Origin of the sequence: Clostridium lacusfryxellense (assembly GCF_018861735.1) — a bacterium.
In the GTDB taxonomy this organism is placed as follows: Bacteria; Bacillota; Clostridia; order Clostridiales; family Clostridiaceae; genus Clostridium_AD; species Clostridium_AD lacusfryxellense.
The window spans coordinates 91300-112519 of record NZ_JAHLEB010000003.1; the positions used below are offsets into that span (position 1 = coordinate 91300).

The 21220-nt window shown below is 30.6% G+C and carries 22 protein-coding genes; 16 read left to right on the plus strand and 6 right to left on the minus strand.

All coding sequences use genetic code 11. The features are described 5' to 3' along the window. Nucleotides 1–37: 37 nt before the first annotated feature. The 8 genes from KPL55_RS03285 to KPL55_RS03320 all read left to right on the plus strand — a co-directional run bounded on the left by KPL55_RS03285 (nt 38) and on the right by KPL55_RS03320 (nt 10108). Complete coding sequence (locus KPL55_RS03285; protein ID WP_216305289.1) at nt 38–961, plus strand: ABC transporter ATP-binding protein; 924 nt, start codon at nt 38–40, stop codon at nt 959–961. Continuing rightward, nucleotides 954–1709 (plus strand): ABC transporter permease, encoded by a 756-nt coding sequence (locus KPL55_RS03290; RefSeq protein WP_216305290.1) that lies wholly within the window; start codon nt 954–956, stop codon nt 1707–1709. Before KPL55_RS03285 ends, KPL55_RS03290 begins: the two co-directional genes overlap by 8 nt. Before the next feature lie 49 nt (nt 1710–1758). Next, the gene (locus tag KPL55_RS03295; protein ID WP_216305291.1) at nt 1759–2676 is read left to right on the plus strand and encodes a sensor histidine kinase; all 918 of its coding nucleotides are present in this window, start codon (nt 1759–1761) and stop codon (nt 2674–2676) included. 38 nt (nt 2677–2714) lie between these two features. Further along, a complete protein-coding gene (locus KPL55_RS03300; RefSeq protein ID WP_246599286.1) occupies nt 2715–3641 on the plus strand; it encodes an ABC transporter ATP-binding protein in 927 nt (308 codons plus the stop codon). Further along, a complete protein-coding gene (locus KPL55_RS03305; protein WP_216305292.1) occupies nt 3634–4584 on the plus strand; it encodes an ABC transporter permease in 951 nt (316 codons plus the stop codon). The genes KPL55_RS03300 and KPL55_RS03305 overlap by 8 nt, the downstream gene beginning before the upstream one ends. A gap of 330 nt (nt 4585–4914) precedes the next feature. Then, the gene (locus tag KPL55_RS03310; protein WP_216305293.1) at nt 4915–7845 is read left to right on the plus strand and encodes an insulinase family protein; all 2931 of its coding nucleotides are present in this window, start codon (nt 4915–4917) and stop codon (nt 7843–7845) included. Between the two features lie 38 nt (nt 7846–7883). Continuing rightward, nucleotides 7884–8831: a phosphoglycerate dehydrogenase gene (locus KPL55_RS03315; RefSeq protein ID WP_216305294.1), complete on the plus strand. Its 948-nt coding sequence runs from the start codon at nt 7884–7886 to the stop codon at nt 8829–8831. A 47-nt stretch (nt 8832–8878) separates the two neighbouring features. Continuing rightward, entirely contained in the window at nt 8879–10108 is a 1230-nt protein-coding gene (locus KPL55_RS03320; RefSeq protein WP_216305295.1) for a competence/damage-inducible protein A, read from the plus strand. 412 nt (nt 10109–10520) lie between these two features. On the opposite strand, the gene KPL55_RS03325 is transcribed toward KPL55_RS03320, so the two are convergent. From KPL55_RS03325 to KPL55_RS03350, 6 genes are all read right to left on the minus strand, one after another. Continuing rightward, nucleotides 10521–11030 (minus strand): ferritin, encoded by a 510-nt coding sequence (locus KPL55_RS03325; protein ID WP_216305296.1) that lies wholly within the window; start codon nt 11028–11030, stop codon nt 10521–10523. Nucleotides 11031–11194: 164 nt separating this feature from the next. Continuing rightward, nucleotides 11195–12388, minus strand: a complete 1194-nt coding sequence (locus KPL55_RS03330; protein WP_216305297.1) for a S8 family serine peptidase — start codon at nt 12386–12388, stop codon at nt 11195–11197. A 72-nt stretch (nt 12389–12460) separates the two neighbouring features. After that, entirely contained in the window at nt 12461–12889 is a 429-nt protein-coding gene (locus tag KPL55_RS03335; protein ID WP_281418799.1) for a DMT family transporter, read from the minus strand. An 89-nt stretch (nt 12890–12978) separates the two neighbouring features. Then, on the minus strand, nt 12979–13464 hold the full coding sequence (locus KPL55_RS03340; protein WP_216305298.1) for a dUTP diphosphatase: 486 nt from the start codon (nt 13462–13464) through the stop codon (nt 12979–12981). Beyond that, nucleotides 13451–14002 (minus strand): 2'-5' RNA ligase family protein, encoded by a 552-nt coding sequence (locus KPL55_RS03345; protein WP_216305299.1) that lies wholly within the window; start codon nt 14000–14002, stop codon nt 13451–13453. The genes KPL55_RS03340 and KPL55_RS03345 overlap by 14 nt, the downstream gene beginning before the upstream one ends. Before the next feature lie 32 nt (nt 14003–14034). Further along, nucleotides 14035–14586, minus strand: coding sequence for a hypothetical protein (locus KPL55_RS03350; RefSeq protein WP_216305300.1), 552 nt, complete (start codon nt 14584–14586; stop codon nt 14035–14037). Nucleotides 14587–14800: 214 nt separating this feature from the next. Here KPL55_RS03350 and KPL55_RS03355 point away from each other — a divergent pair, with 214 nt between their 5' ends. The 8 genes from KPL55_RS03355 to KPL55_RS03390 all read left to right on the plus strand — a co-directional run bounded on the left by KPL55_RS03355 (nt 14801) and on the right by KPL55_RS03390 (nt 21219). Then, on the plus strand, nt 14801–14962 hold the full coding sequence (locus KPL55_RS03355) for a DUF1540 domain-containing protein (RefSeq protein ID WP_216305301.1): 162 nt from the start codon (nt 14801–14803) through the stop codon (nt 14960–14962). Between the two features lie 205 nt (nt 14963–15167). Then, a complete protein-coding gene (murA, locus tag KPL55_RS03360; RefSeq protein WP_216305383.1) occupies nt 15168–16424 on the plus strand; it encodes a UDP-N-acetylglucosamine 1-carboxyvinyltransferase in 1257 nt (418 codons plus the stop codon). 25 nt (nt 16425–16449) lie between these two features. Beyond that, on the plus strand, nt 16450–17235 hold the full coding sequence (locus KPL55_RS03365; RefSeq protein WP_216305302.1) for an MBL fold metallo-hydrolase: 786 nt from the start codon (nt 16450–16452) through the stop codon (nt 17233–17235). 230 nt (nt 17236–17465) lie between these two features. Then, the gene (locus tag KPL55_RS03370) at nt 17466–18029 is read left to right on the plus strand and encodes a GerMN domain-containing protein (protein ID WP_216305303.1); all 564 of its coding nucleotides are present in this window, start codon (nt 17466–17468) and stop codon (nt 18027–18029) included. A 115-nt stretch (nt 18030–18144) separates the two neighbouring features. Next, on the plus strand, nt 18145–18648 hold the full coding sequence (locus tag KPL55_RS03375) for an SEC-C metal-binding domain-containing protein (RefSeq protein ID WP_216305304.1): 504 nt from the start codon (nt 18145–18147) through the stop codon (nt 18646–18648). 165 nt (nt 18649–18813) lie between these two features. Continuing rightward, nucleotides 18814–19434 carry a TetR/AcrR family transcriptional regulator gene (locus tag KPL55_RS03380; protein WP_216305305.1) on the plus strand — a complete coding sequence of 207 codons (621 nt, stop codon included), beginning with the start codon at nt 18814–18816 and terminating at the stop codon, nt 19432–19434. A gap of 97 nt (nt 19435–19531) precedes the next feature. Next, nucleotides 19532–20416, plus strand: a complete 885-nt coding sequence (locus KPL55_RS03385) for an ABC transporter ATP-binding protein (RefSeq protein ID WP_216305306.1) — start codon at nt 19532–19534, stop codon at nt 20414–20416. Between the two features lie 5 nt (nt 20417–20421). Further along, nucleotides 20422–21219 carry an ABC transporter permease subunit gene (locus KPL55_RS03390; protein ID WP_216305307.1) on the plus strand — a complete coding sequence of 266 codons (798 nt, stop codon included), beginning with the start codon at nt 20422–20424 and terminating at the stop codon, nt 21217–21219. Nucleotide 21220: the final 1 nt, after the last annotated feature.

The following is a 21220-nucleotide window of genomic DNA, read 5'->3' on the forward strand; positions in this document are numbered from 1 at the left end:
GTATATAAAGGAGCTGAAAGATAAGGGAGGAAATTAAATGGGGGATATAATTTTAAAAACAAAACAATTAACTAAAAAGTATGGTAAAAACTTTGCAGTAAATAATGTTGATTTAGAATTGAAACAAGGGGATATTTACGGACTTGTAGGTAAGAACGGTGCAGGAAAAACAACCATTCTTAGGATGATATCTGGATTATCTATACCAACAAGCGGAGAGCTAGAACTTTTTAACGAAACATCAAAAGCTGGTTTAAATAATTCAAGAGCTAGGATAGGATGCATAATTGAAACACCAAGTTTTTTCAAGTATTTATCAGCAAAGAAAAATCTAGAATACTATAGATTGCAGAGGGGAGTTGTAGAAAAAGAATGTGTAGATGAGGCACTTAAAATGGTAGGTCTTGAGGATGTGGGCAAGAAAAAAATCAAAAATTTTTCAATGGGAATGAAACAAAGATTAGGACTGGCACTAGCTATAATGATAAATCCTGACTTGCTAGTTTTGGATGAACCTACCAATGGTATTGATCCTACTGGAATAGTGGAATTAAGAGAACTCTTATTAAAACTTAATAGAGAAAAAAATACTACAATAATTATATCTAGCCATATATTAAGTGAGCTATCTCAACTTGCAAACACCTATGGTTTTATTAATAACGGGGAGTTTATAGAGCAAATATCTGCAAAAAATCTAGAAGAAAAATGTAAACGGCACTTATTAATTAAAGTAGATGATACCTCAAAAGCTACAGTTATTATAGAAAATAAGCTGGAATGCATGGAATATGAAGTGGTAAATAAAAATGAAATTAGATTATATCAGCATATAGATACCCCGGAAATTGTATCAGAGGTACTTATTAATAATGGAATAAAGTTATTTTCAATGAATAACAGTGGTGTGAATTTAGAAGAGTACTTTGTAGATTTAATGGGGGGTAATAACCATGATTAATTACATAAAAGCTGAACTTTATAGAAGTTTTAATAAAATAGGTGTTTGGGCTTTAATCGCTTTTATGGCTATTTTAGCTGTATTATCTAATGTTGCTATTTTAAATATACAGGGTAATATGCCGTCTGAGAGTATTAATAGTATGTTTGATGGTTTACTTATGGAAACGCTTATTATACCAGTATTTTTAGTTGCTGGATTTACAGATATTATTACAGCGGATGAAAACAAAAATGATACGCTTAGGAATGTTGTGTCTTTTGGAGTTGCAAGAAGTAAAATAATTTTATCAAAGATTGTGGCGACAGTTATGCTTGCATTTATAGCAGAAATTAGTATATTAGTTTTGTATTTTGGGAGCGCATTTGTAATATTTGGAGTAAATAATGAACTACCTATTAATATAATAACTTTTTTTCGAAAATCATTAGTAGCCACGCCTTTATGGATAGCGGCTATAGCAATATGTACTTGTCTAGCTCTTATTATTAAAAATGATACTGTTTTTGAATGTGTATATCTTGGAATATTTATCATGACGGGTACGATTATTAAATTCTTTTCAACGTTTGTTTCAGAAAATTTTAAGTACGCAGAGAATATTCTTATAACAAAAAAAATAAATGAAATTTCAAGGGGGACATTAACAAGTGAAATTATAATCTCTTCAGTATTAATGGGTGTTATTTATACAGTAGTATTTACAGCTATAACCATACTGTATTTTGAAAAAAAGGAAGTTAAATAAATTAGTTTAGCATAAGCTATGCTAGAGATTAAAGGCAGGGGTGATGTTTATGCAAAGATTAATAATATTTTCATTACTTGCGGTGGTAGTAATATCTGTTAGCCTTTATGTTTTATTATATATTGAAATTAAAAGTATAAATAATCAATTAAACAAAATCAATAAAACTAAGACTAATTCGAAAATACTATTATCTTGTTCTAATAAACAATTACGTAGGTTAGCGCTAGGAATAAACAAAAATTTAGAAGAAAAACAAAAGTCAGAAGCTAAATATAAAAAGATGGATTTAGAGCTTAGAAAAGCTATTTCAAATATATCTCATGATTTAAGGACTCCGTTAACTTCAATAATGGGGTATATGCAACTAATTGATGATAATAGTTTGGCTGAAGATGAAAACAAACCTTATATCGATATAATAAAAAATAGAACAAAATCCTTAGAAAACTTAATAACTAGTTTTTATGATTTATCAAGACTAGAAGGTAATGAATATAGATTTGATTTGAAATCCTTAAATTTAAATAACATAGTGTGCGAATGCGTGGCTTCATCTTATAATGATTTTTTAAGTTTTGAAGTAGAACCTAAAATTGATATAGAAGAAAAACCTTGTTTTATTATAGGAGATGAGGTTGCAGTAAAGAGAGTGTTTTCAAATCTAATACAAAACATCATTAAATATGGTAAAGGAAATGTAGTTATCGCTTTAAAACGCAGTAATGATTGCATTGTTACAATATTTCAAAATGCTGCGCCAAATTTAAGTGATGAAGATGCAAAACATTTATTTGAGCGTTTTTTTACAGCGGATAGAGCAAGAACAGGAAAAAGCACAGGGATTGGACTTGCTATAACAAAGCAATTTGTTGAACAAATGGGGCATGAAATCTCAGCGGAACTAGCATACGGAAATCTTAGCATAATAATAAGGTGGAAATGTTTAAAGTCTATTTCGAAGTAGATATTTATAATTTTAAAACTCATATAAGGAGGTTCAGTATGGAAGTGAAAAATATAGTGCAAATACAGAATGTTACAAAGAAAATCGGCAAAAGGATAATAATAGATGATCTTACTTTTGACGTTCATTCAGGGGAGGTGTTTGGATTCCTCGGACCAAACGGTGCTGGCAAAACTACTACTATTAAAATGCTTCTAGGACTTATGTCTATTACTAAAGGTAAAATGTATATTGACGGATTAAATGTTAATAAGGATTTTGAAAAGGCCATTGCTAAAGTGGGTGGAATTATCGAAAATCCGGATTTATACAAATATTTAACTGGGTATCAAAATCTTGTTCATTTCTGGAGAATGTACCCAAATATAAAAAAGGAACATATTGATGAGGTTATAAAAATTGTGGGCCTTGAAAAGAGAATACATGACAAAATAAAGACATATTCACTAGGCATGCGTCAAAGACTAGGGGTTGCACAAGCGCTACTTCATTCCCCAAAATTATTGGTACTAGATGAACCTACTAATGGACTAGATCCTGCAGGTATTCATGAATTGCGTAATCAGCTCAGGACACTTGCAAGAGAAGAAAATGTTGCAGTAATAGTATCAAGTCACTTACTTTCTGAAATGGAACTTATGTGTGATAGGGTAGGAATTTTGCAAAATGGTAAGTTGATTAGAATTCAGGACATGAAAGAAATGCTGGAAGACGAGACTGATTCAGTTATAGCTTTAGATGTTAAACCGCTTGAAAAAGCAAAAGTATATTTAGAAAGTATTAGTAGCAAATATAAACCAGAAATAATTGAAGAAGAAATTGAAATTAAAGAAAATATAGAAAATGTTCCTGAACTAGTTGAAAAGCTTGTGGGCCAGGGAATTAAAATTTATGGTGTTCGCAAGGTTCAACAAAGCTTAGAAAAAAAATTCTTAGAAATGACAGGGGGTAGCGGAATTGCGTAATATAATAAATTTAGTTCGTAATGAAAACATGAAGCTTTCTCATAGTATTAGTACATGGATAATGATTGGTATACTAGTTATTATTACAGTAGCATTTGGGTTCTTATTTAAATTTGTGGGTAATGAGGCACCTAAGAGTGAGTGGAAAGCGGATATTAAAATTCAAAATCAGGAAATTAAAAAAGAGATAGCCAATCCACAAATGTCTAGAACGGTAAAAGATAGATATGAAAAAGATTTACAAACTAATGAATATCGTCTTAAACATGACATACAACCAGTTCAAGATAAATCGGTATTGGGTTTTGTAGACGGAGCAAGTAGCATAATATTTTTAATTTCTCTTTTTGCAATTATAATGGGTGGTGGAATAGTAGCCAATGAGTTTTCGGGAGGCACAATTAAATTATTACTAATTAGACCTTCAAAACGGTGGAAAATTTTATTATCAAAATATATTTCCGTTTTAGGTTATACTCTTTTCATGCTTTTGGTACTTTTAGTAGTCTCATTTCTTATTGGAGGAATATTATTTACCTTTAAAGGTGCAGGTACACCATTTCTCACAAATGTTAGTGGCAAAATAATCGAAGTTAATATGATAACACATATTGTTGAGGGTTATGGACTTCAATGTATTAGCTTAGTGATGATGGTTACTTTAGCATTTATGATTTCTTCAGTTTTCCGTAATAGTGCAATGGCTATAGGTATTGGTGTTTTTCTTTTAACTGTAGGCAATATGGTAACAATGCAACTTGCTAGATTTAATTGGTCTAAATATATTTTATTTGCAAATACGAATTTGAATCAATATATCGATGGACAGCCATTAGTCAAAGGTATGACAATGACATTTTCAATTACTGTGCTGATAGCTTATTTTATAATTTTTAATGTTATTGCATACGTAGCTTTTAGTAAAAGAGATATAGTAGCATAATAGTATAAGGACAATAAACTAATATCAAGTCAGGTATGTGTGGAATTTCACGTTTCAAACTCTTATTTGGAGCTACGCAGGAGGAATAAATAGGTCACATTATTTAAATTTAACTTATTGTATATACATGGGTAAAATGAGGAATGATATATAGGTAAAATATATTATCTTGTTAGCTAGAAGGAATATAATGGTGTATAATTAATATATTAGAATGAGTTTAGAATTATTGATTTGCATGTTTATGTAGTAGACCTTATTACATATTTATAAAAGTGAAACATTTAATAATAGTTTTAAAAGTTCAAAGCGAGTATGAGGAGGAAAAAGATGAAATTTACGATTGGGAGTATATATCATGGTTTTAAATTAGTAGAGGAAAAGAATGTAAAAGAATTAAATTCGATAACAAGATTGTTCCAGCATGAGAAAAGTGGAGCTAGATTATTGCATATAGAAAATGATGATGATAATAAGGTGTTCTCAATAGGATTTAGAACTCCACCTAAAAGTAGTAATGGGCTTCCACATATACTTGAGCATTCAGTGCTTTGTGGATCTAGAAAATTTCCAACAAAGGAACCTTTTGTAGAGTTAATAAAGGGATCTTTAAACACATTTTTAAATGCTATGACTTTTTCAGATAAAACAATATATCCTCTAGCTAGTAGAAATGAAAAAGACTTTTTTAATCTTATGGATGTATATTTAGATGCAGTTTTTTATCCTAATATATATTCTAAACCAGAAATATTAATGCAAGAGGGTTGGCATTATGAATTAGAAAACAAGGAAGATAAACTAACTTATAAAGGCGTAGTTTATAATGAAATGAAGGGTGCATTCTCATCACCTGAGGGCATTCTTATGCGTAAGATACAAGAGTCATTATTTCCGGACACGTCATATGGAGTAGAATCTGGTGGAGATCCTGAATTTATACCGGATTTAACTCACACGGAATTCATAGATTATCATAAAAAATACTATCATCCATCAAATAGTTATATATGTTTATATGGGGATGGAAATATTGATAAACAGTTACAATTTATTAGTGAAGGATATTTAAATAATTTTGATAAAATAAATGTAGACTCAGCTATACAACTTCAAAAACCATTTGGAAAGATGGAAGAAATAAAGATAGATTACCCTATTTCATGCGATGATGAGGAAAATGGTAAAACTTTCTTAAGTTTGAATTTTGTTTCAGGTGATAATATTAGTCAGCCAGAATTACATTTAGCTTTTGAAATTTTGGAGTATTTATTGTTAGAAAGTGCTGCAGCTCCACTAAAAAAAGCACTTGTAGATGCTGAAATTGGAAAAGATGTATTTGGTAGTTTTGATAATAGTATATTGCAACCAGTATTTAGTATAGTAGTAAAGAACTCTAATGAAAGTGAAAAAGAAAAATTTAAGGAAGTTGTGTTTACAACTCTAAAGAATATAGTTAGGGATGGAATAGACAAAAAACTAATAGAGGCTTGCATAAATATTACAGAATTTAAGTTAAGAGAAGCTGATTTAGGTGGTTTTCCTAAGGGGCTATATTATTATATAAATAGTATGGACAGTTGGCTTTATGACAAAGACCCAACTATGCATTTAGAATATGAAAGTTATTTAAGTAAAATAAAATCTGCATTAACAACTAATTATTTTGAAGAACTTATAGAGAAATATCTTATAAATAACACTCATAGCTCTATGGTTATTTTAAATGGTAAAAAGGGTCTCGCTGAGCAAAGATCTAAGGCAACAGAGGAAAAATTAGCAAAATACAAAGCGAGTTTATCTGAAGAACAAATACTTAAAATAATTAAGCAGGCAAAAGATCTTAAGGAAAGACAAATGACACCAGATCCAGTGGAAGTACTTGAGACTATTCCACTACTTGAGTTATCAGACATTGAAACTAAGGTAGAAGATTTACCTATAGAGGAAAAGGATGAGCAGGGAGTAAAGGTGTTAGCTCATGATATATTTACTAATAAAATTGCTTATATAAATATATTATTTGATGCTAAAAAAGTAGATACTAAGTTATTGCCTTATATAACATTATTATCAACAATATTAGGAAGAGTAAGTACAAAAAATACTAATTATTCTGATTTATCAAATGAGGTTAATATTAATACAGGAGGAATTCATTTTACAACTGATGTTTATGGAGAAAATGATAGCTTTGAAAAATATAGTCCTAAGTTAGTATTAAAGACTAAAGCTTTAGTTAATAAAATGCCTAAATTATTTGATATTATGGCAGAGATAATAAGTGATACTAAATTTGATGAAAAGAAACGTTTAAAGGAGTTAATTCAACAATTAAAATCTAGGCATGAAATGAAAATTGTTGATAGAGGACATATGAGCGCAGCAGGAAGACTAACCTCGCATTTCTCACCTGCATCAGCTTATATAGAAAAGACTACAGGAATATCCTTCTTTAAATTTATTGATGAGATTGAAAAAGATTTTGACAATAAATCGGAAGAAATTATTGAAAACTTAAACAAGGTTTCAAAACTTATATTTAACAAAAACAATCTTATTATAAGTGTTACAGGAGAAGATGATATATATACTGCATTTGCAAGTGAGCTGCCTAAAATCATAGATATATTAGGTAAGGATGAATTGCCAGATGTTAAATATGACTTTGAGCTAAATAAAGACAATGAAGGATTATTAACGTCATCGGATGTTCAATATGTAGCTAAAGGATATAACTTCATCAAAAAAGGATATTCTTATTCAGGTAAGATGTTAGTACTTAAAACTATAGCAAGTCTTGATTACTTATGGAATAGAGTGCGTGTGCAAGGTGGTGCTTATGGAGGGTTTGCAAGTATAGCTAGAAGTGGTAATATGGTCTTTGTATCTTATCGTGACCCTAATGTTAAGGAGACCTTAAAGGCATATGATGGAATATGTGATTATATAGGAACTTTTGAAGCATCGGAGAGAGAAATGACCAAATATATAATAGGAACAATCAGTGAGCTTGATTCACCATTAACACCATCTATGAAGGGTGAGCGGGCAACAGCATATTATATAAGAGGTATTTCACATGCGCAAAGACAAAAGGAAAGAGAAGAAGTATTAAATACAAAACCAGAAGATATTAAGTCTTTTAAAACATTGCTTGCTGATGTGATAAATGAAAACTATTTCTGTGTACTAGGAAATGAAACTAAACTTAAAGATAACAAAGATATATTTACTAGTTTAGTAAATGTGTTTAAATAAGGTGCCTTAGGGCACCTTTTTTTCAAAGGAGGACTAATATGGATATAAAAACACTTTTTACTTACAACTATGGGCAAGAGAGGATGAAGGACATAGAGGCATTTGGGTACAATGTAAATGTGACCAAAGAGCAAGGATTAATTTATAGTAAAGATGTAGAAGATGTAGAAGTTTTAATTTGTTATAATCCATTTGAAACTCTCGCCATAGAAAAAATGAAAAAGCTAAAATGGATTCAATTATCTAGTGTAGGAATTGATCAATTACCGTTAGAATACGTTAAAAATAGTTCTATTATAGTTACAAATAACAGGGGTGGATATAGTATACCTATGGGTGAGTGGATTATATTAAAAACCTTGGAGTTATTTAAAAACAGTAAAGGGTTGTATCAAAATCAGTTTAGTAGAAAGTGGAAAATAGATACAAGCATTATGGAGTTATGCGGTAAGACTATCGGGTTTATAGGAACGGGTACAATAGCTTTAGAGGCAGCTAAACGATTTCAGGGGTTTGATGTAACACTACTAGGTGTAAACACAAATGGTAGAGATGTTCAATATTTTAATAAATGTTATAACATGCAAGAAATTGATGAAATGCTTAAATTATGTGATGTGGTTGTGGTTACGGTGCCTTATACTAAAGCTACATATCATTTAATTAATGACGACAGATTTAGTAAAATGAAAAATGGTGCTTATTTCATAAATGTAGCTAGAGGAAGTATTGTTGATGAGGTTTCTCTAATTGAAAATTTGAAAGATGGTAAATTATTAGGGGCAGCTCTCGATGTATACGAAGAAGAACCATTAACCCAGCATAACCCATTATGGGATTTAGATAATGTTATACTAACTTCACATAATTCATGGATATCAGAAATGAGAAACCAGCGAAGATTTAACCTGATATATGAGAATATGAAAAAATATGTACAAGGTGAAAAATTAGTAAATGTAGTAGATATAAAGAAGGGATATTAGTTTTATAAAACAATCTACCTGTATGGAACCTAGAGGAGGAAATTATTATGAAAGCAGAGATATTAGCAATTGGAACAGAAATTTTGCTTGGTGATATAGTAAATACAAATACACAATATATCGCTAAGAGATTGGCAGATTTAGGGATATCAGTATACCATCAGTCCGTAGTGGGAGATAACCCAGAAAGACTTTTAGAAGCATATAATTTGGCTTTTAGTAGAGCAGATTTAGTAATAGCTACAGGGGGACTTGGACCTACGAAAGATGATTTAACTAAAGAAGTAGCATTTGAATATTTTGGAAAGCAAAGTGTGGTTCATGAACCTTCTTTAAAAATTATTGAGGATTATTTTAAAAGGGTTGATAGGCCGATGACTAAAAATAATAGGAAACAAGCATATTTCCCAATAGATGCTGTAGTGTTACCAAACAATAATGGAACAGCACCAGGATGTATAATTGACGAAAATAGTAAAATAATTGCGCTTTTACCCGGACCTCCATGGGAAATGAAACCTATGTTTGAAGAGGCAGTTATTCCATATCTTGAAAAGTTATCGCAAGGAGTATTGGTATCTAAGGTGCTAAGAGTTATTGGAGTGGGCGAAAGCAGCGCAGAAACTATAATAGAGGATATAATGGATAAGCAAACTAATCCAACAGTAGCACCTTATGCTAAAGACGGAGAAATGACATTTAGAATTACAGCAAAAGCTAATACGAATGAGGAGGGTCTAAGAATCATAAAACCCATGGAAGATGAAATACGTAGTAGACTAGGTAGCAATATTTATGGAGAAGGAGATACAACCCTAGAAAATGTAATTGGTAAAATGCTTATAAATAAAAAAATTACCATAGCTACAGCTGAATCTTGCACAGGAGGAATGGTAGCATCCACGCTTATAAACTATCCAGGGATATCTTCTTCGCTTAAAGAGGGCGCTGTGACCTATAGTAACGAGGCTAAAATCAATAGACTAGGAGTTAAAGTGGAAACATTAGATAAGTACGGAGCAGTAAGTAGTGAAGTAGCAGCGGAAATGGCGCTAGGTATAGCAAAAACTGCAGGTACTAATATTGGGATTTCAACTACTGGAATTGCAGGTCCGGATGGTGGGAGCGATGAAAAACCAGTAGGCCTTGTATATATAGGTTTAGCTATAAATGGCGAAGTTAAAACCAAAAAACTTAAATTATCAGGCAAAAGACAAGAAATCCGCAAGCGAGCAACAATGCAGTTACTAGACTGGCTACGACGAGAACTATTATAGGTATTAACTAAGATGAATGGCTTACCCAGTTACAAATGCCATTGATAAAAAAATAATCTAGATTTGCAATTATGTGACAACATTATTTAAATAGCTTAGCAACAAGGGTAGAAATGCCCTTGTTTTATTTTTGTCTCTTTTTATACGGCCATTTTACATGAACGTTTGGTACTTCAGCTAGTCACAACTTACCAGATTGTTAACAATTGTTCTTAAACGCAAAAAAAGTATGTATTACGTATAATGCATTAGAATAAGCTTTAGAACTTCTTATTACAATTTTGATTAAGATGCGTTAAGAAAACATATGTTTGATCGTAGCGAGTTTATGTTTTTAGCAGCTTAATTAAAATTGTAATTAGTAGTTCTTAGCGCAATGATTGCATTAGTAGTAATACATACTTTTTCATCCCTACTTTGTGATAGGTGGAACAAAAACTCTTGTTGCCAGTTCATTATCTAACATATAAATACTTGTAGGGTCATCATTAATTCTACTAAGTCTTTTTATATGACCATTAAAAGTAGCTTCTTCCTCTACTTGCTCATCAATAAACCACTTAAGTAAACTTATAGTAGCATGTTCTCTTTCCTCAGTTGCAATGTCAGTAAGATTGTAAATTTTACTAGTTACAATCTTTTCATGGTTATATGCAAACTTAAAAGCATCGAGAAGTGATTCATAATCATTTTGAGGATTAGGCATGCCCTCAAGTGTTATTCTTCCATTCATTTCATTTATATAATTATAAAATTTCATAGCATGGAATTTCTCTTCCTCGGCTTGTACTTTAAAAAAATTAGCAAAACCATCAAAATCTTCTGCTGCGCAATATGCTGCCATAGCTAGATAAATGTGTGCAGAGTAAAATTCAAAGTTCATTTGTTTATTTAGTTCTGTGAACAATCTTTCGCTTATCATAATAATCCTCCTAGTGATTACGTTGGGGGGCATAAAACAATCATTACCCCTTAAAAGTAAAATTTAATATGTTATTATCTTAAATTGATAATAATTTTTAACTAATCATTAATATTAGTTAATACTATTATTATACACTAAATATAGTAATTATAAACAATAATTTAAGGTAATAAATTTTCTATATTTACAATTCCACTACCTTGCATATATTTGGGCGAATTAATTAAGCTTGAAGATACCTTTAGCAATGCTAATATATCTTTGAAATTTAAATTTTTATTATTCTCATATAAAAGAGCGCATATACCACTTATAAAAGCAGCAGAGCAGGACGTTCCTGTATATGTAGTATATAGATTAGTGATGCAGGGTGGATAAAGCTTAACACCATTTTTTTGGGAAATGAATTGTGCATCTGTTATTAAAGAACAAATATCAACACAAGCAGCAATTAAATTTGGTTTATCAAGTTTTTGGAAAGGTCCACAAGAGGAGTATTCATAAATTTTTGGTGTTCCTATGCTATCATAACCACCTACAGTTATACAATTACTAAGAGTTGCTATGCCTTTAATAGAACTTTTAACATTTTTATTGCTCCCACTAGGAACAATTACAACAAGCCCTTTTGATATGGCATTGTCAAAAAGCTTTGAAAATAAAGATAGTACAAATTCATTAGTTTCGAAAGTTTCAAAAGGGAGGCAAATGATTTTAATATTAAGGTCATTACTTTCGTTTACTATAGTTTCAAGAGAAAATAAAATATCAGATACATAACCCTTGCCTAGTTTATTAAAGGCTTTAATCATAAAAATATGGCTATCTTTTGCAATGCCTTTGTACATACCTTTTGATCCATAACCACTACCACAAATTAATCCGCTCATAAAGGTGCCGTGACCATTATCATCATAAGGGTAGTTTGAATTATTAACTAAGTCTACAAATTTCTTTATTCTACTGCTAGGATTTAATAAATCACAATGTGGATATACACCGCTATCAATTATGCCAATGCCAATGCCCTTTCCGGTAAGGCTATAATTGCTCTGAAAAGAAACACCATTAGACGCGAGCAAGCTATTGCCACATAAATGAGCGTAAGAATCAAAAGTTATATATGATACTTGTGGGTATTCTAGCAACCTATCTATTACACTTGATGTTAAAATAGCACAAATACAATTTATCGATGGAATATGTCTTAGAATTTCACATTTTAAAGATATTATTTTATCAATAGTTTTACGTTCAAGGGATTTGCAATGGATTATTACTCTATAGTTTTGATACAGGCTATTTCTCAAAGCATGCCTTAATGAATTGTCTAACTTATTTTTGAAGGAAAACATGTAAACCTCCTAATGTATTGTTACATTATTATAGTATATGCAGACTATCAATAAGTGTTAACTAAAAAAACATTAACATCTCCATTTAAAAATTATTATACCTACAATCATTACACCTAGGCCTATAAACTTAGATAGAGCAAATTTAATTTGGGTAGAGTCAAACAAACCAAAGCTATCAATTATGCCTGCAGCTAAGAGCTGGGCAACTAATATTATTGCGATGGAACAGGTTGGTCCCATACTTGATATACCCATCATTACAGTGAATATAATTATAGCGCCCAAGGCGCCTCCAAGTAGATATAATTTATTAACTTCCTTTATAGCTTTGAAATCTCCGTTACCAGCTAAAAAGAGGATTATTAATGTTAAAATCAAACCAGTGCCTTGAACAAAGACGTTAGTCTCCCAAAGACCTATCTTTTCACTTACCCTCGTATTAAAAACACCTTGTAAACTCATAGCTATACCTGCAATTATAGAAAATATTATACCCAACTAAAATCACACTCCTCTGAATTAGTTTACCCAGAATGAAATGTAATATTAAAAAAGTTGGTATATATTAAAGAAGGCATTTATAAAAATTAGTATCCATTATCCTGTCTTTCGTGGTTAATTTTGTTTTTATATAAATAGGCATTTTCAATATTTTCTACGGAAAATCCTAAAGTTTGGCCTAAACTTAAAAAATTATTAAAAATATTTAAATAGTTATGTATAGTAGAGTCAACTGCAAAATCTGCAATGTATATATATAAGTTTAAAAACTGATCAGACAATTCATAGCAAATATCTTTAACATCTAATGTGGTATCTTGAAAGTTTTTTTCTAAACCTAAGCTTAAAATAAAGTGAAGGCAATCAACATACTCCTCAAGAATTACATCTTTACTTGAAGGCTGTTTTGTGCTCCAAAATTTAAAACAACGGGTTTCGTTTGCAAGTTCACTAAGTTCTACTTGAAGTGATAATATCTTTTTATTTAATAAAGGAACTCCTTCAAGATGATGCTCTGCTTGAATTCTTTGGTCTAGAGTATTTTGCATTTGAAATAATTTATGTAAATCCATATTTTTTAACCACCATTTCATCGTTATTATTTATAGGTTTCCAAAGTTCTACAACATCGACAGTTATAGTTTTTGGAAAGCTTTCATCCTTAACTAAGTTACAAGCTGCTAAATATTCATTATTTGACCACTCTCTATCAGCGAAAGTTGTGCTGGCTATAGAAATATGCAAATTCCAATTTTCAATATCTTCTCTAACATTAAACCCATTAGAATTTAAGATAGAATTTATGTTTTTAGATAATTCATAAACTGTACCTTTATTTTTAATATTTAAATTTACAGATTTATAGGGAGGGTCGAAACATATTACCCCATCTAATTCTACTTCAAATTTAGTATAATTCTTAAGAATATTTTCCAAAGAAATATCTAAATCTGAAAGAGTAGGATTAGTTATTACTTCAAGAGTTATATGAAGCTTAGGTAAATTTGAATCAGAATTGTACAAGTTATACTTTTTACAGATTGATTTCTGAAGTTTTTCAATGTATTCGTAAGAAGTTTTATCAAATAAACCAACTAAGTAATAAACCATATTAATCCTCCTCTCAAATCTAAATTTATGTTTTAATATTCTCTTAGTTCATAAGTTTTAACTAATATTTCTTTTTTATTGCTAACTTGTTTCCATAACTCAAGTTTCGAAACCTTTACAAATTTAAAAAAATCATCTTTATTTAAAGTATCATTGATAGGAAGAGTACTGCCATTACAGGACTTCTTAATTATGTGATTGGCACTTGCAATAAAAATATGCAAATCAATATTATTGTTATCATCACTTCTAACATTAAAACTATGTAGATCTAAGGTATCTGTGATGTTTCTTGCTAAACGAAATATATAGCCTTTATCATAAACATTCAGATTAACTTGATTGAAATTATCACTTAAACAGATGCTGTTATTTATGCCTATTTTAAACTTTTTATAAGGTGCTAAAATTTTAGAAACAACAACATCTAATTTTTCTAAATCAGGATTTATTATGGAAATTATAGGTATATAAAGATTAGGGGAGCTCTTATATAGTTTATATTTTCTACAAATGTCTTTTTGAATACTTTGAATTGTAGAATTAGATAGATCATCAAATAGCGCAACTAAAAAATATTTCATTTTCTTCCTCCAAGCGAAGTTTATAACCAATATTGGTTAACATTATTATGACTAAATTACAACTTTATTATAACATAATTTTTGAAGTTTGTATTTTCTGTGTAAATTTATGTATTCAAACTACCCAAAATTAAAATCTTTTGCCACTTTATAAGTATAAATATTTTAAATTATGCTAATAATATCTATAGAAATGAAAAGGGAGGTCAATTATATGAAGCATAATGACAGTATAGGTTGTGTAGTAAGCGAATGTAGTTATCATTGTAAGGATGATAATTTTTGTACTTTGAACAAAATAGAAGTAGTAAAACATGAAAGTGTTGCTAAAACACCGGAATGTACAGATTGCGGAAGTTTTAAAACAATGCAATAATATGATTTAGTAAAAATCACCCGTAGAAATACGGGTGATTTTTACATTGTTTTTTTAAAAATATAATAAATTCTTTCATTAATAAAATAATTTACTATAACATTTTCAAAATAAATGTTAGAATACTACTTAGGTATGGTATAATTCAGTTGTATGTATAGAAAAAAATACTTAATATATAATGTATAGTGAGGTTGATACAAATATGGATAAATTGGTAATTAACGGGGGTCGACGTATCCTTGGTCAAGTAGAAATAAGTGGTGCGAAAAATGCAGCAGTAGCAATTCTACCAATAGCTGTAATAGCAAGCAAGGGTAAATGTATCATTGAAAATATTCCTAATATAGAAGATGTAAATTGTATTGAAAGAATATTAGAGAATTTAGGTTGCACGATTAAAAGAGAAAAAAATTTAGTTACTATAGATAGTACAAATATAAGCAGCATAGATGCTAACACAGAAGATGTAAGAAAAATGAGAGCGTCTTATTATTTAATTGGTGCACTTTTAGCTAGGTTTAAAAAGGCTAGAGTGGCGCTTCCTGGGGGTTGCCCAATAGGGGCTAGGCCTATAGATCAGCATATAAAGGGGTTTGAAGCGCTTGGGGCAACAGTTACTATCGAAAATGGATCGGTGAATGTTCAAGCTGATAGGTTAATTGGGACTAGTATTTATTTTGATGTTGTTAGTGTAGGAGCAACAATAAATGTAATGGCTGCGGCAACACTTGCAGAAGGTACAACTATTTTAGAAAATTCTGCAAAAGAGCCACATGTTGTTGATGTAGCTAACTTCTTAAACTCTATGGGAGCTAATGTCAAAGGTGCAGGCACGGATGTTATAAGAATTATAGGAGTTAAAGAATTAACGGGATGTACTTATAGTGTAATTCCAGATCAAATTGAGGCTGGTACATTTATGATAGCAGCTGCGGCTTGTGGTGGGGAAGTAACTATAAATAATGTTATTCCAAAACATCTTGAATCTATTTCTGCAAAGCTTATGGAAATGGGAGCTGAGGTAATCGAAGGCGGAGACAGTGTTACTGTTAAGGCAGAAGGAAGACTTAAGGCTGTAAATATCAAGACTTTGCCTTATCCGGGATTTCCAACGGATGTTCAACAACCAATGAACACTTTGTTATCGGTGTCAGAGGGCAGGAGCATAATAAATGAAAGCATATGGGAATCACGATTTAAACATGTGGATGAACTCAATAAAATGGGTGCGAGCATTAAGGTTGAAGGAAGTGTCGCTACAGTGGATGGTGTGCGTAATCTTACTGGTAAAGTAGTTGTGGCATCAGATTTGAGAGCGGGTGCGGCTTTAGTTATAGCTGGGCTTATAGCAGAAGGTACTACTGAAATCTTAGGGATTGAACATATTGATAGAGGTTATCCAAACATTGAAGAAAAATTTAGAAGTATAGGTGCAGACATAAGAAGAGTTAAGGCGTAACAATTTGAAATTAAAGGAGACAATTATGATTTTTTGTCCATTATATAGTGGAAGTAGTGGGAATAGCATATTTGTAGCGTCACAAAATGCAAAAATTTTAGTGGATGTCGGTATGCCAGGGAAAAGCATTGAAAGTGCGCTTAAACATATAAACCAAGATCCTAGTGATATTGATGGAATTTTTATTACACATGAACATTCAGATCACATAAAGGGTGCTGGAATTATTTCTAGAAGGTATGATATACCTATTTATGCTAATCAAAATACTTGGGAAGCTATGGAGATTAAACTGGGCAAGATAAAAGAAAATAATATAAGGATAATTAGCGATAATTATGTAGATATAAAGGACATGCATATAATAAATTATAGTATATCACACGATGCAGCTGACCCAATAGGATTCGCGTTGTGTAGTGGAAATAAAAAAGCTTGTATTGCTACAGATTTAGGATATTTTTCACCAGAAGTGAAAAATATAATAAAAGACGCGGATGTAATTTTACTTGAGAGCAATCATGATGTTGAGATGGTAAAGTTTGGGCCGTATCCATACCCTTTAAAAAGAAGAATTTTAAGTGACGTAGGTCATTTATCCAACGAGGCATGTGGACAGGCTATTGTAGAAATAATGAGTGAGAAGCAAAAGCATATTATTTTAGGACATTTGAGCAAAACTAATAATTACCCCGATTTAGCATATCAAACAGTGCTTAATATACTTAATGAAAATCACATTGAAATAGGTAGAGATATTTCTCTAAAGCTTGCAAGAAGAGATATGCCAAGTGATGTAATTAATTTTTAAGAATTGTTAACATGGAGTCCTATACCACAGTATCACAGGTATTACTACTTGAGCAAAGCCAATACTTTAGTGATTCATAAATATCATTCTGAAGTCACTAATTAAGCCATATTAGTGGATTAAGCCACTTTAGTGGATTAAGCTACTTTAGTGGATTAAGCAACTAAGGTTGATTAAGCAACTAAGGTTGATTAAGCAACTAAGGTTGATTATTAAAGGAGCGGTTAAATATGAGAAAAGCAATCAAAATATTATTATGTTCTATGTTAATTGTTTCAACGGTGGCATTTTCTGGGTGTGAGAAAAAAGATACAAAAAGCGTTACAAATAAAGAAAAGCTTGAGAATCTAAAACTTCCCTTAGAAAAAGATGATATTATACAATTGAATATTTATTTTGATGGTACTAAAGATGGCGATGAGGTAGAAGTAGTTAAGGATGAAAGAATTATTAATAAGGAAGAACTTATTGGGGAAACTATTATGCAAGAACTTATAAAAGGGCCTACTGTAAAAAGTGAGTTAAAACCAATACTTCCTAAAGAAACTAGGTTATTGAGTTTTTCTATTAAAGATAACATTGCTTATGTTAATTTAAGTAACGAAGCTAGAATAAACATGGAAAAGAAAAAAGAAGAAAGTTGCCTAGAAGGTATAGCGACATCTTTAACTCAATTACCATCTGTTCAAAAGGTGAAAATTACAATTGGAAATGATGGTATTGATACTATAGGTGGAAACTTTAACATATCTAAACCATTTAGTAAAGGTGAACTAATTCCAGTTGAAAAATAGAATTAGTTGTAAAAACACTATTTAATACTTAGAAATTTAAAACTTAGATATTCAATATTACAGAAATGGTTATTATAATAAAACAAAATATATTATGAGTCGGAGGAGAATATACATGAGTTTATATAAAGAGTGGACAGATATGGTGGTTGATTATGTTAAACGTAGAGGAGAAGCAGCATTTTGGCAAGATTATGGTGAAGTTGAAAGACGTATTTATACTAAATTGTTATCGAACCATAAAGATGAAGTTAAGGGTACTATGGATTCACTTGCAAAACACTTTGATGTTTCAAATATATATTTTATGGGATTTGCTGACGGAATAAACGATAGTCTTATAGAACCAATACAACTAGAAGAAACTGAAAGCGAAACAGAAGTAGATTTAAAAATAGACTACGAAAAACTTTATTTTAATATGTTAGATGCAAAAGCAGATTACTTATATGAGCTTCCACAATGGGAAGGAATTTTTTCTAAAGAAAAAAGAAAAGAAATTCAAAGAGCTTATAGAGATTCTAAAATGGTAGTTAATGTTGATAAAGTTGGAAGAAATGATGAATGTCCATGTGGAAGTGGTAAGAAATACAAAAAATGTTGCGGAAAACAAGCGTAGTACAATCATTTTAAATAATAAAAAAAATAACAGTTATAGTAGTGAACTTTGCTTTCGTGGCAAGGTTTATTTTTATTGAATTCTAATTTTTTTATTAATTTTAGGGCTTGATTTTTTCAGTCATCAGAGTAAAATTATGACTATACTAGTCAGAAAGGAGTTTATATGTATCATGTTTTTTATAAATTAGATGAAGAAAAACAAAATCGCATTATCAATGCGGGTACGAATATATTTTCTAAAAATGATTATAAGCACGCATCAACAGATGATATTGCATTAGAAGCGAAAATAGCCAAAGGTTCATTATTTCAGTATTTTAAAAATAAAAAGTCATTATTTGTTTTTTTATATGAATATGCTATGAAACTTTTTGAAAAGAAAGTGTACGAAAAATTTAATTTTGATGAGAAAGATTATTTTGAAATGCTTCTTCAAGGTCTTAATTTTACAATGGATCTTCTAGAGAAGCATCCTTATATGTACAAATTTGTTCTTAAAGCCAGCGGTGAGAAAATGCCAGAGATTGCAGACTCAATGAAAGAAATAAATGATAAAATTGAAGAGAAAATGTATAATCAAATGTTTGAGAATATAGATTTAAGTAAGTTCAAAGATGGAGTTGATATTGAAAAATTGAATAAAATGATTGGATGGTGTTTGGAGGGTATTTGGAACGAGGGAGTTAAAAACGATTCAAGTATGGATATAATGTATGAGCAGGCAATTGATATTTACGAGTTTTATAAAAATGCAGTATACAAAGAAATATTTTTATTAAGATAAATATAATTGTTGTGTATTCTTTTAGAATTGAATAAATCGGAAGATATTAGGCGCATAAAGTATGTAGGGGAATTAGAAATTAGAGGGGGATTAAGAAATGAATGTTATCGAAATTAAAAACTTGACTAAAAGTTATGGAAAATCAAGGGGAATTACAGATGTTAGCTTTAACGTGGAACAAGGAGAAATATTTGGATTTATTGGGCCTAATGGTGCAGGAAAATCAACAACTATAAGAACATTACTGTCTTTAATTTATCCAACTAGTGGTAGTGCTACGATCTTCGGTAAAGACTGTATAGAATTTGGGCCAGAGATAAGGTGCGAAATAGGATATCTACCATCAGAGGTATTTTATTACGACAATATGAAGGTTATGGATTTGCTAAAGTATTCGGCTAGCTTTTATAAAAAAGATTGCAGCAAAAGAATTATAGAACTAGCAGAAATAATGGATCTTGATCTTAATAAAAAAATTGATGATTTATCTTTTGGTAACAAAAAGAAAGTTGGTATCGTTCAAGGGCTATTGCATTCGCCTAAACTTATTATACTTGATGAGCCCACTAGTGGACTAGATCCACTTATGCAACAGAAATTCTTTGAACTTCTTGAGGGGGAGAATAAAAAGGGTGTTACAATTTTACTTTCTTCGCATATTTTAAGTGAGGTCCAGAGGTTATGCAATCGTGTTGCGATTATTAAAGAGGGAAAAATCATAAAGCTTGATAAGATTAGTACGTTACAAGAAAATAATCATAAGAAATTCAAGATTGAGGTAAAATCAAAAATAGATGCTAATTATTTTAAAATAAGCGGTGTAACCGACTTAGTGATAAAAAAGAATATAATAAGCTTTTTATTTGGTGGCAACATTAATTTTATTATGAAAAAGATTTCGCAAATAGAAATATCAAATCTTTGGATTGAAGAGCCAGACCTTGAAGAAATCTTTATGCATTACTATGAAAAGGAGGACTAAGAGCTATGAATATGTTTTTTCATGAATTAAAGGCTTATAGGAAATCCACTATAATATGGACTTGTTCTTTAATAGCTCTTGTTGTTCTTTTCTTATCTTTGTTTCCTGCTTTTTCTAAGGAAGCTGAGGCGTTTAAAGAAATAATGAAAGGATTTCCAGAACCACTAAGAAAAGCATTTGGGTTCTCGGTAGACAGTATGTCTTCTATTTTAGGGTTTTACTCGTATATGTTTTTATATACAACACTCTGTGGTGCCATTCAAGCTATGAATCTAGGAACCTCCATTGTGTCAAAGGAAGTTCGCCAAAAAACAGCAGATTTTCTTTTAACTAGGCCTGTAACGCGAAGGGCGATTATGACATCAAAGCTAATGGCGGCATTAACGTGTCTTGTAATTACGAATATAATTTACCTATTAGTAGCTAGTATTATGGCATCCTTTGTAGCAACAGAAAAATATAGTTACAAAATGTTTTTTATGGTTTCTATTACATTATTTTTCGTTCAGCTTATGTTTCTTGCCTTAGGAATTATAATTTCTGTTTTAATTCCTAAAATTAAATCGGTGTTACCTATTTCACTAGGGATTGTATTTGCATTTTTCATTCTTGGTATGTTTGCAGCAACTACAGGAGATGATGCCATGAGATATATTACTCCCTTTAAATATTTCGACACGACTTATATCCTGAATAATTCTAGTTATGAGGTTCAATTTTTTATAATAGGGCTAGGATTTATTGTAGCAGCAATTACGGCCAGTTATTTTGTATATTCTAAAAAAGATGTTCATTCTGCTTAAC

Excerpts from the sequence above, each read along its gene's own strand:
- KPL55_RS03345 (WP_216305299.1), bottom strand. The coding sequence starts at position 14,002 with ATGGTTTATTACTTAGTTGGTTTATTTGATAAAACTTCTTACGAATAC.
- KPL55_RS03320 (WP_216305295.1), top strand. The coding sequence starts at position 8,879 with ATGAAAGCAGAGATATTAGCAATTGGAACAGAAATTTTGCTTGGTGAT.
- KPL55_RS03385 (WP_216305306.1), top strand. The coding sequence starts at position 19,532 with ATGAATGTTATCGAAATTAAAAACTTGACTAAAAGTTATGGAAAATCA.
- KPL55_RS03295 (WP_216305291.1), top strand. The coding sequence starts at position 1,759 with ATGCAAAGATTAATAATATTTTCATTACTTGCGGTGGTAGTAATATCT.
- KPL55_RS03325 (WP_216305296.1), bottom strand. The coding sequence starts at position 11,030 with ATGATAAGCGAAAGATTGTTCACAGAACTAAATAAACAAATGAACTTT.
- KPL55_RS03365 (WP_216305302.1), top strand. The coding sequence starts at position 16,450 with ATGATTTTTTGTCCATTATATAGTGGAAGTAGTGGGAATAGCATATTT.
- murA (WP_216305383.1), top strand. The coding sequence starts at position 15,168 with ATGGATAAATTGGTAATTAACGGGGGTCGACGTATCCTTGGTCAAGTA.
- KPL55_RS03285 (WP_216305289.1), top strand. The coding sequence starts at position 38 with ATGGGGGATATAATTTTAAAAACAAAACAATTAACTAAAAAGTATGGT.
- KPL55_RS03370 (WP_216305303.1), top strand. The coding sequence starts at position 17,466 with ATGAGAAAAGCAATCAAAATATTATTATGTTCTATGTTAATTGTTTCA.
- KPL55_RS03350 (WP_216305300.1), bottom strand. The coding sequence starts at position 14,586 with ATGAAATATTTTTTAGTTGCGCTATTTGATGATCTATCTAATTCTACA.
- KPL55_RS03340 (WP_216305298.1), bottom strand. The coding sequence starts at position 13,464 with ATGGATTTACATAAATTATTTCAAATGCAAAATACTCTAGACCAAAGA.
- KPL55_RS03315 (WP_216305294.1), top strand. The coding sequence starts at position 7,884 with ATGGATATAAAAACACTTTTTACTTACAACTATGGGCAAGAGAGGATG.
- KPL55_RS03290 (WP_216305290.1), top strand. The coding sequence starts at position 954 with ATGATTAATTACATAAAAGCTGAACTTTATAGAAGTTTTAATAAAATA.
- KPL55_RS03330 (WP_216305297.1), bottom strand. The coding sequence starts at position 12,388 with ATGTTTTCCTTCAAAAATAAGTTAGACAATTCATTAAGGCATGCTTTG.
- KPL55_RS03390 (WP_216305307.1), top strand. The coding sequence starts at position 20,422 with ATGAATATGTTTTTTCATGAATTAAAGGCTTATAGGAAATCCACTATA.
- KPL55_RS03355 (WP_216305301.1), top strand. The coding sequence starts at position 14,801 with ATGAAGCATAATGACAGTATAGGTTGTGTAGTAAGCGAATGTAGTTAT.
- KPL55_RS03380 (WP_216305305.1), top strand. The coding sequence starts at position 18,814 with ATGTATCATGTTTTTTATAAATTAGATGAAGAAAAACAAAATCGCATT.
- KPL55_RS03300 (WP_246599286.1), top strand. The coding sequence starts at position 2,715 with ATGGAAGTGAAAAATATAGTGCAAATACAGAATGTTACAAAGAAAATC.
- KPL55_RS03375 (WP_216305304.1), top strand. The coding sequence starts at position 18,145 with ATGAGTTTATATAAAGAGTGGACAGATATGGTGGTTGATTATGTTAAA.
- KPL55_RS03310 (WP_216305293.1), top strand. The coding sequence starts at position 4,915 with ATGAAATTTACGATTGGGAGTATATATCATGGTTTTAAATTAGTAGAG.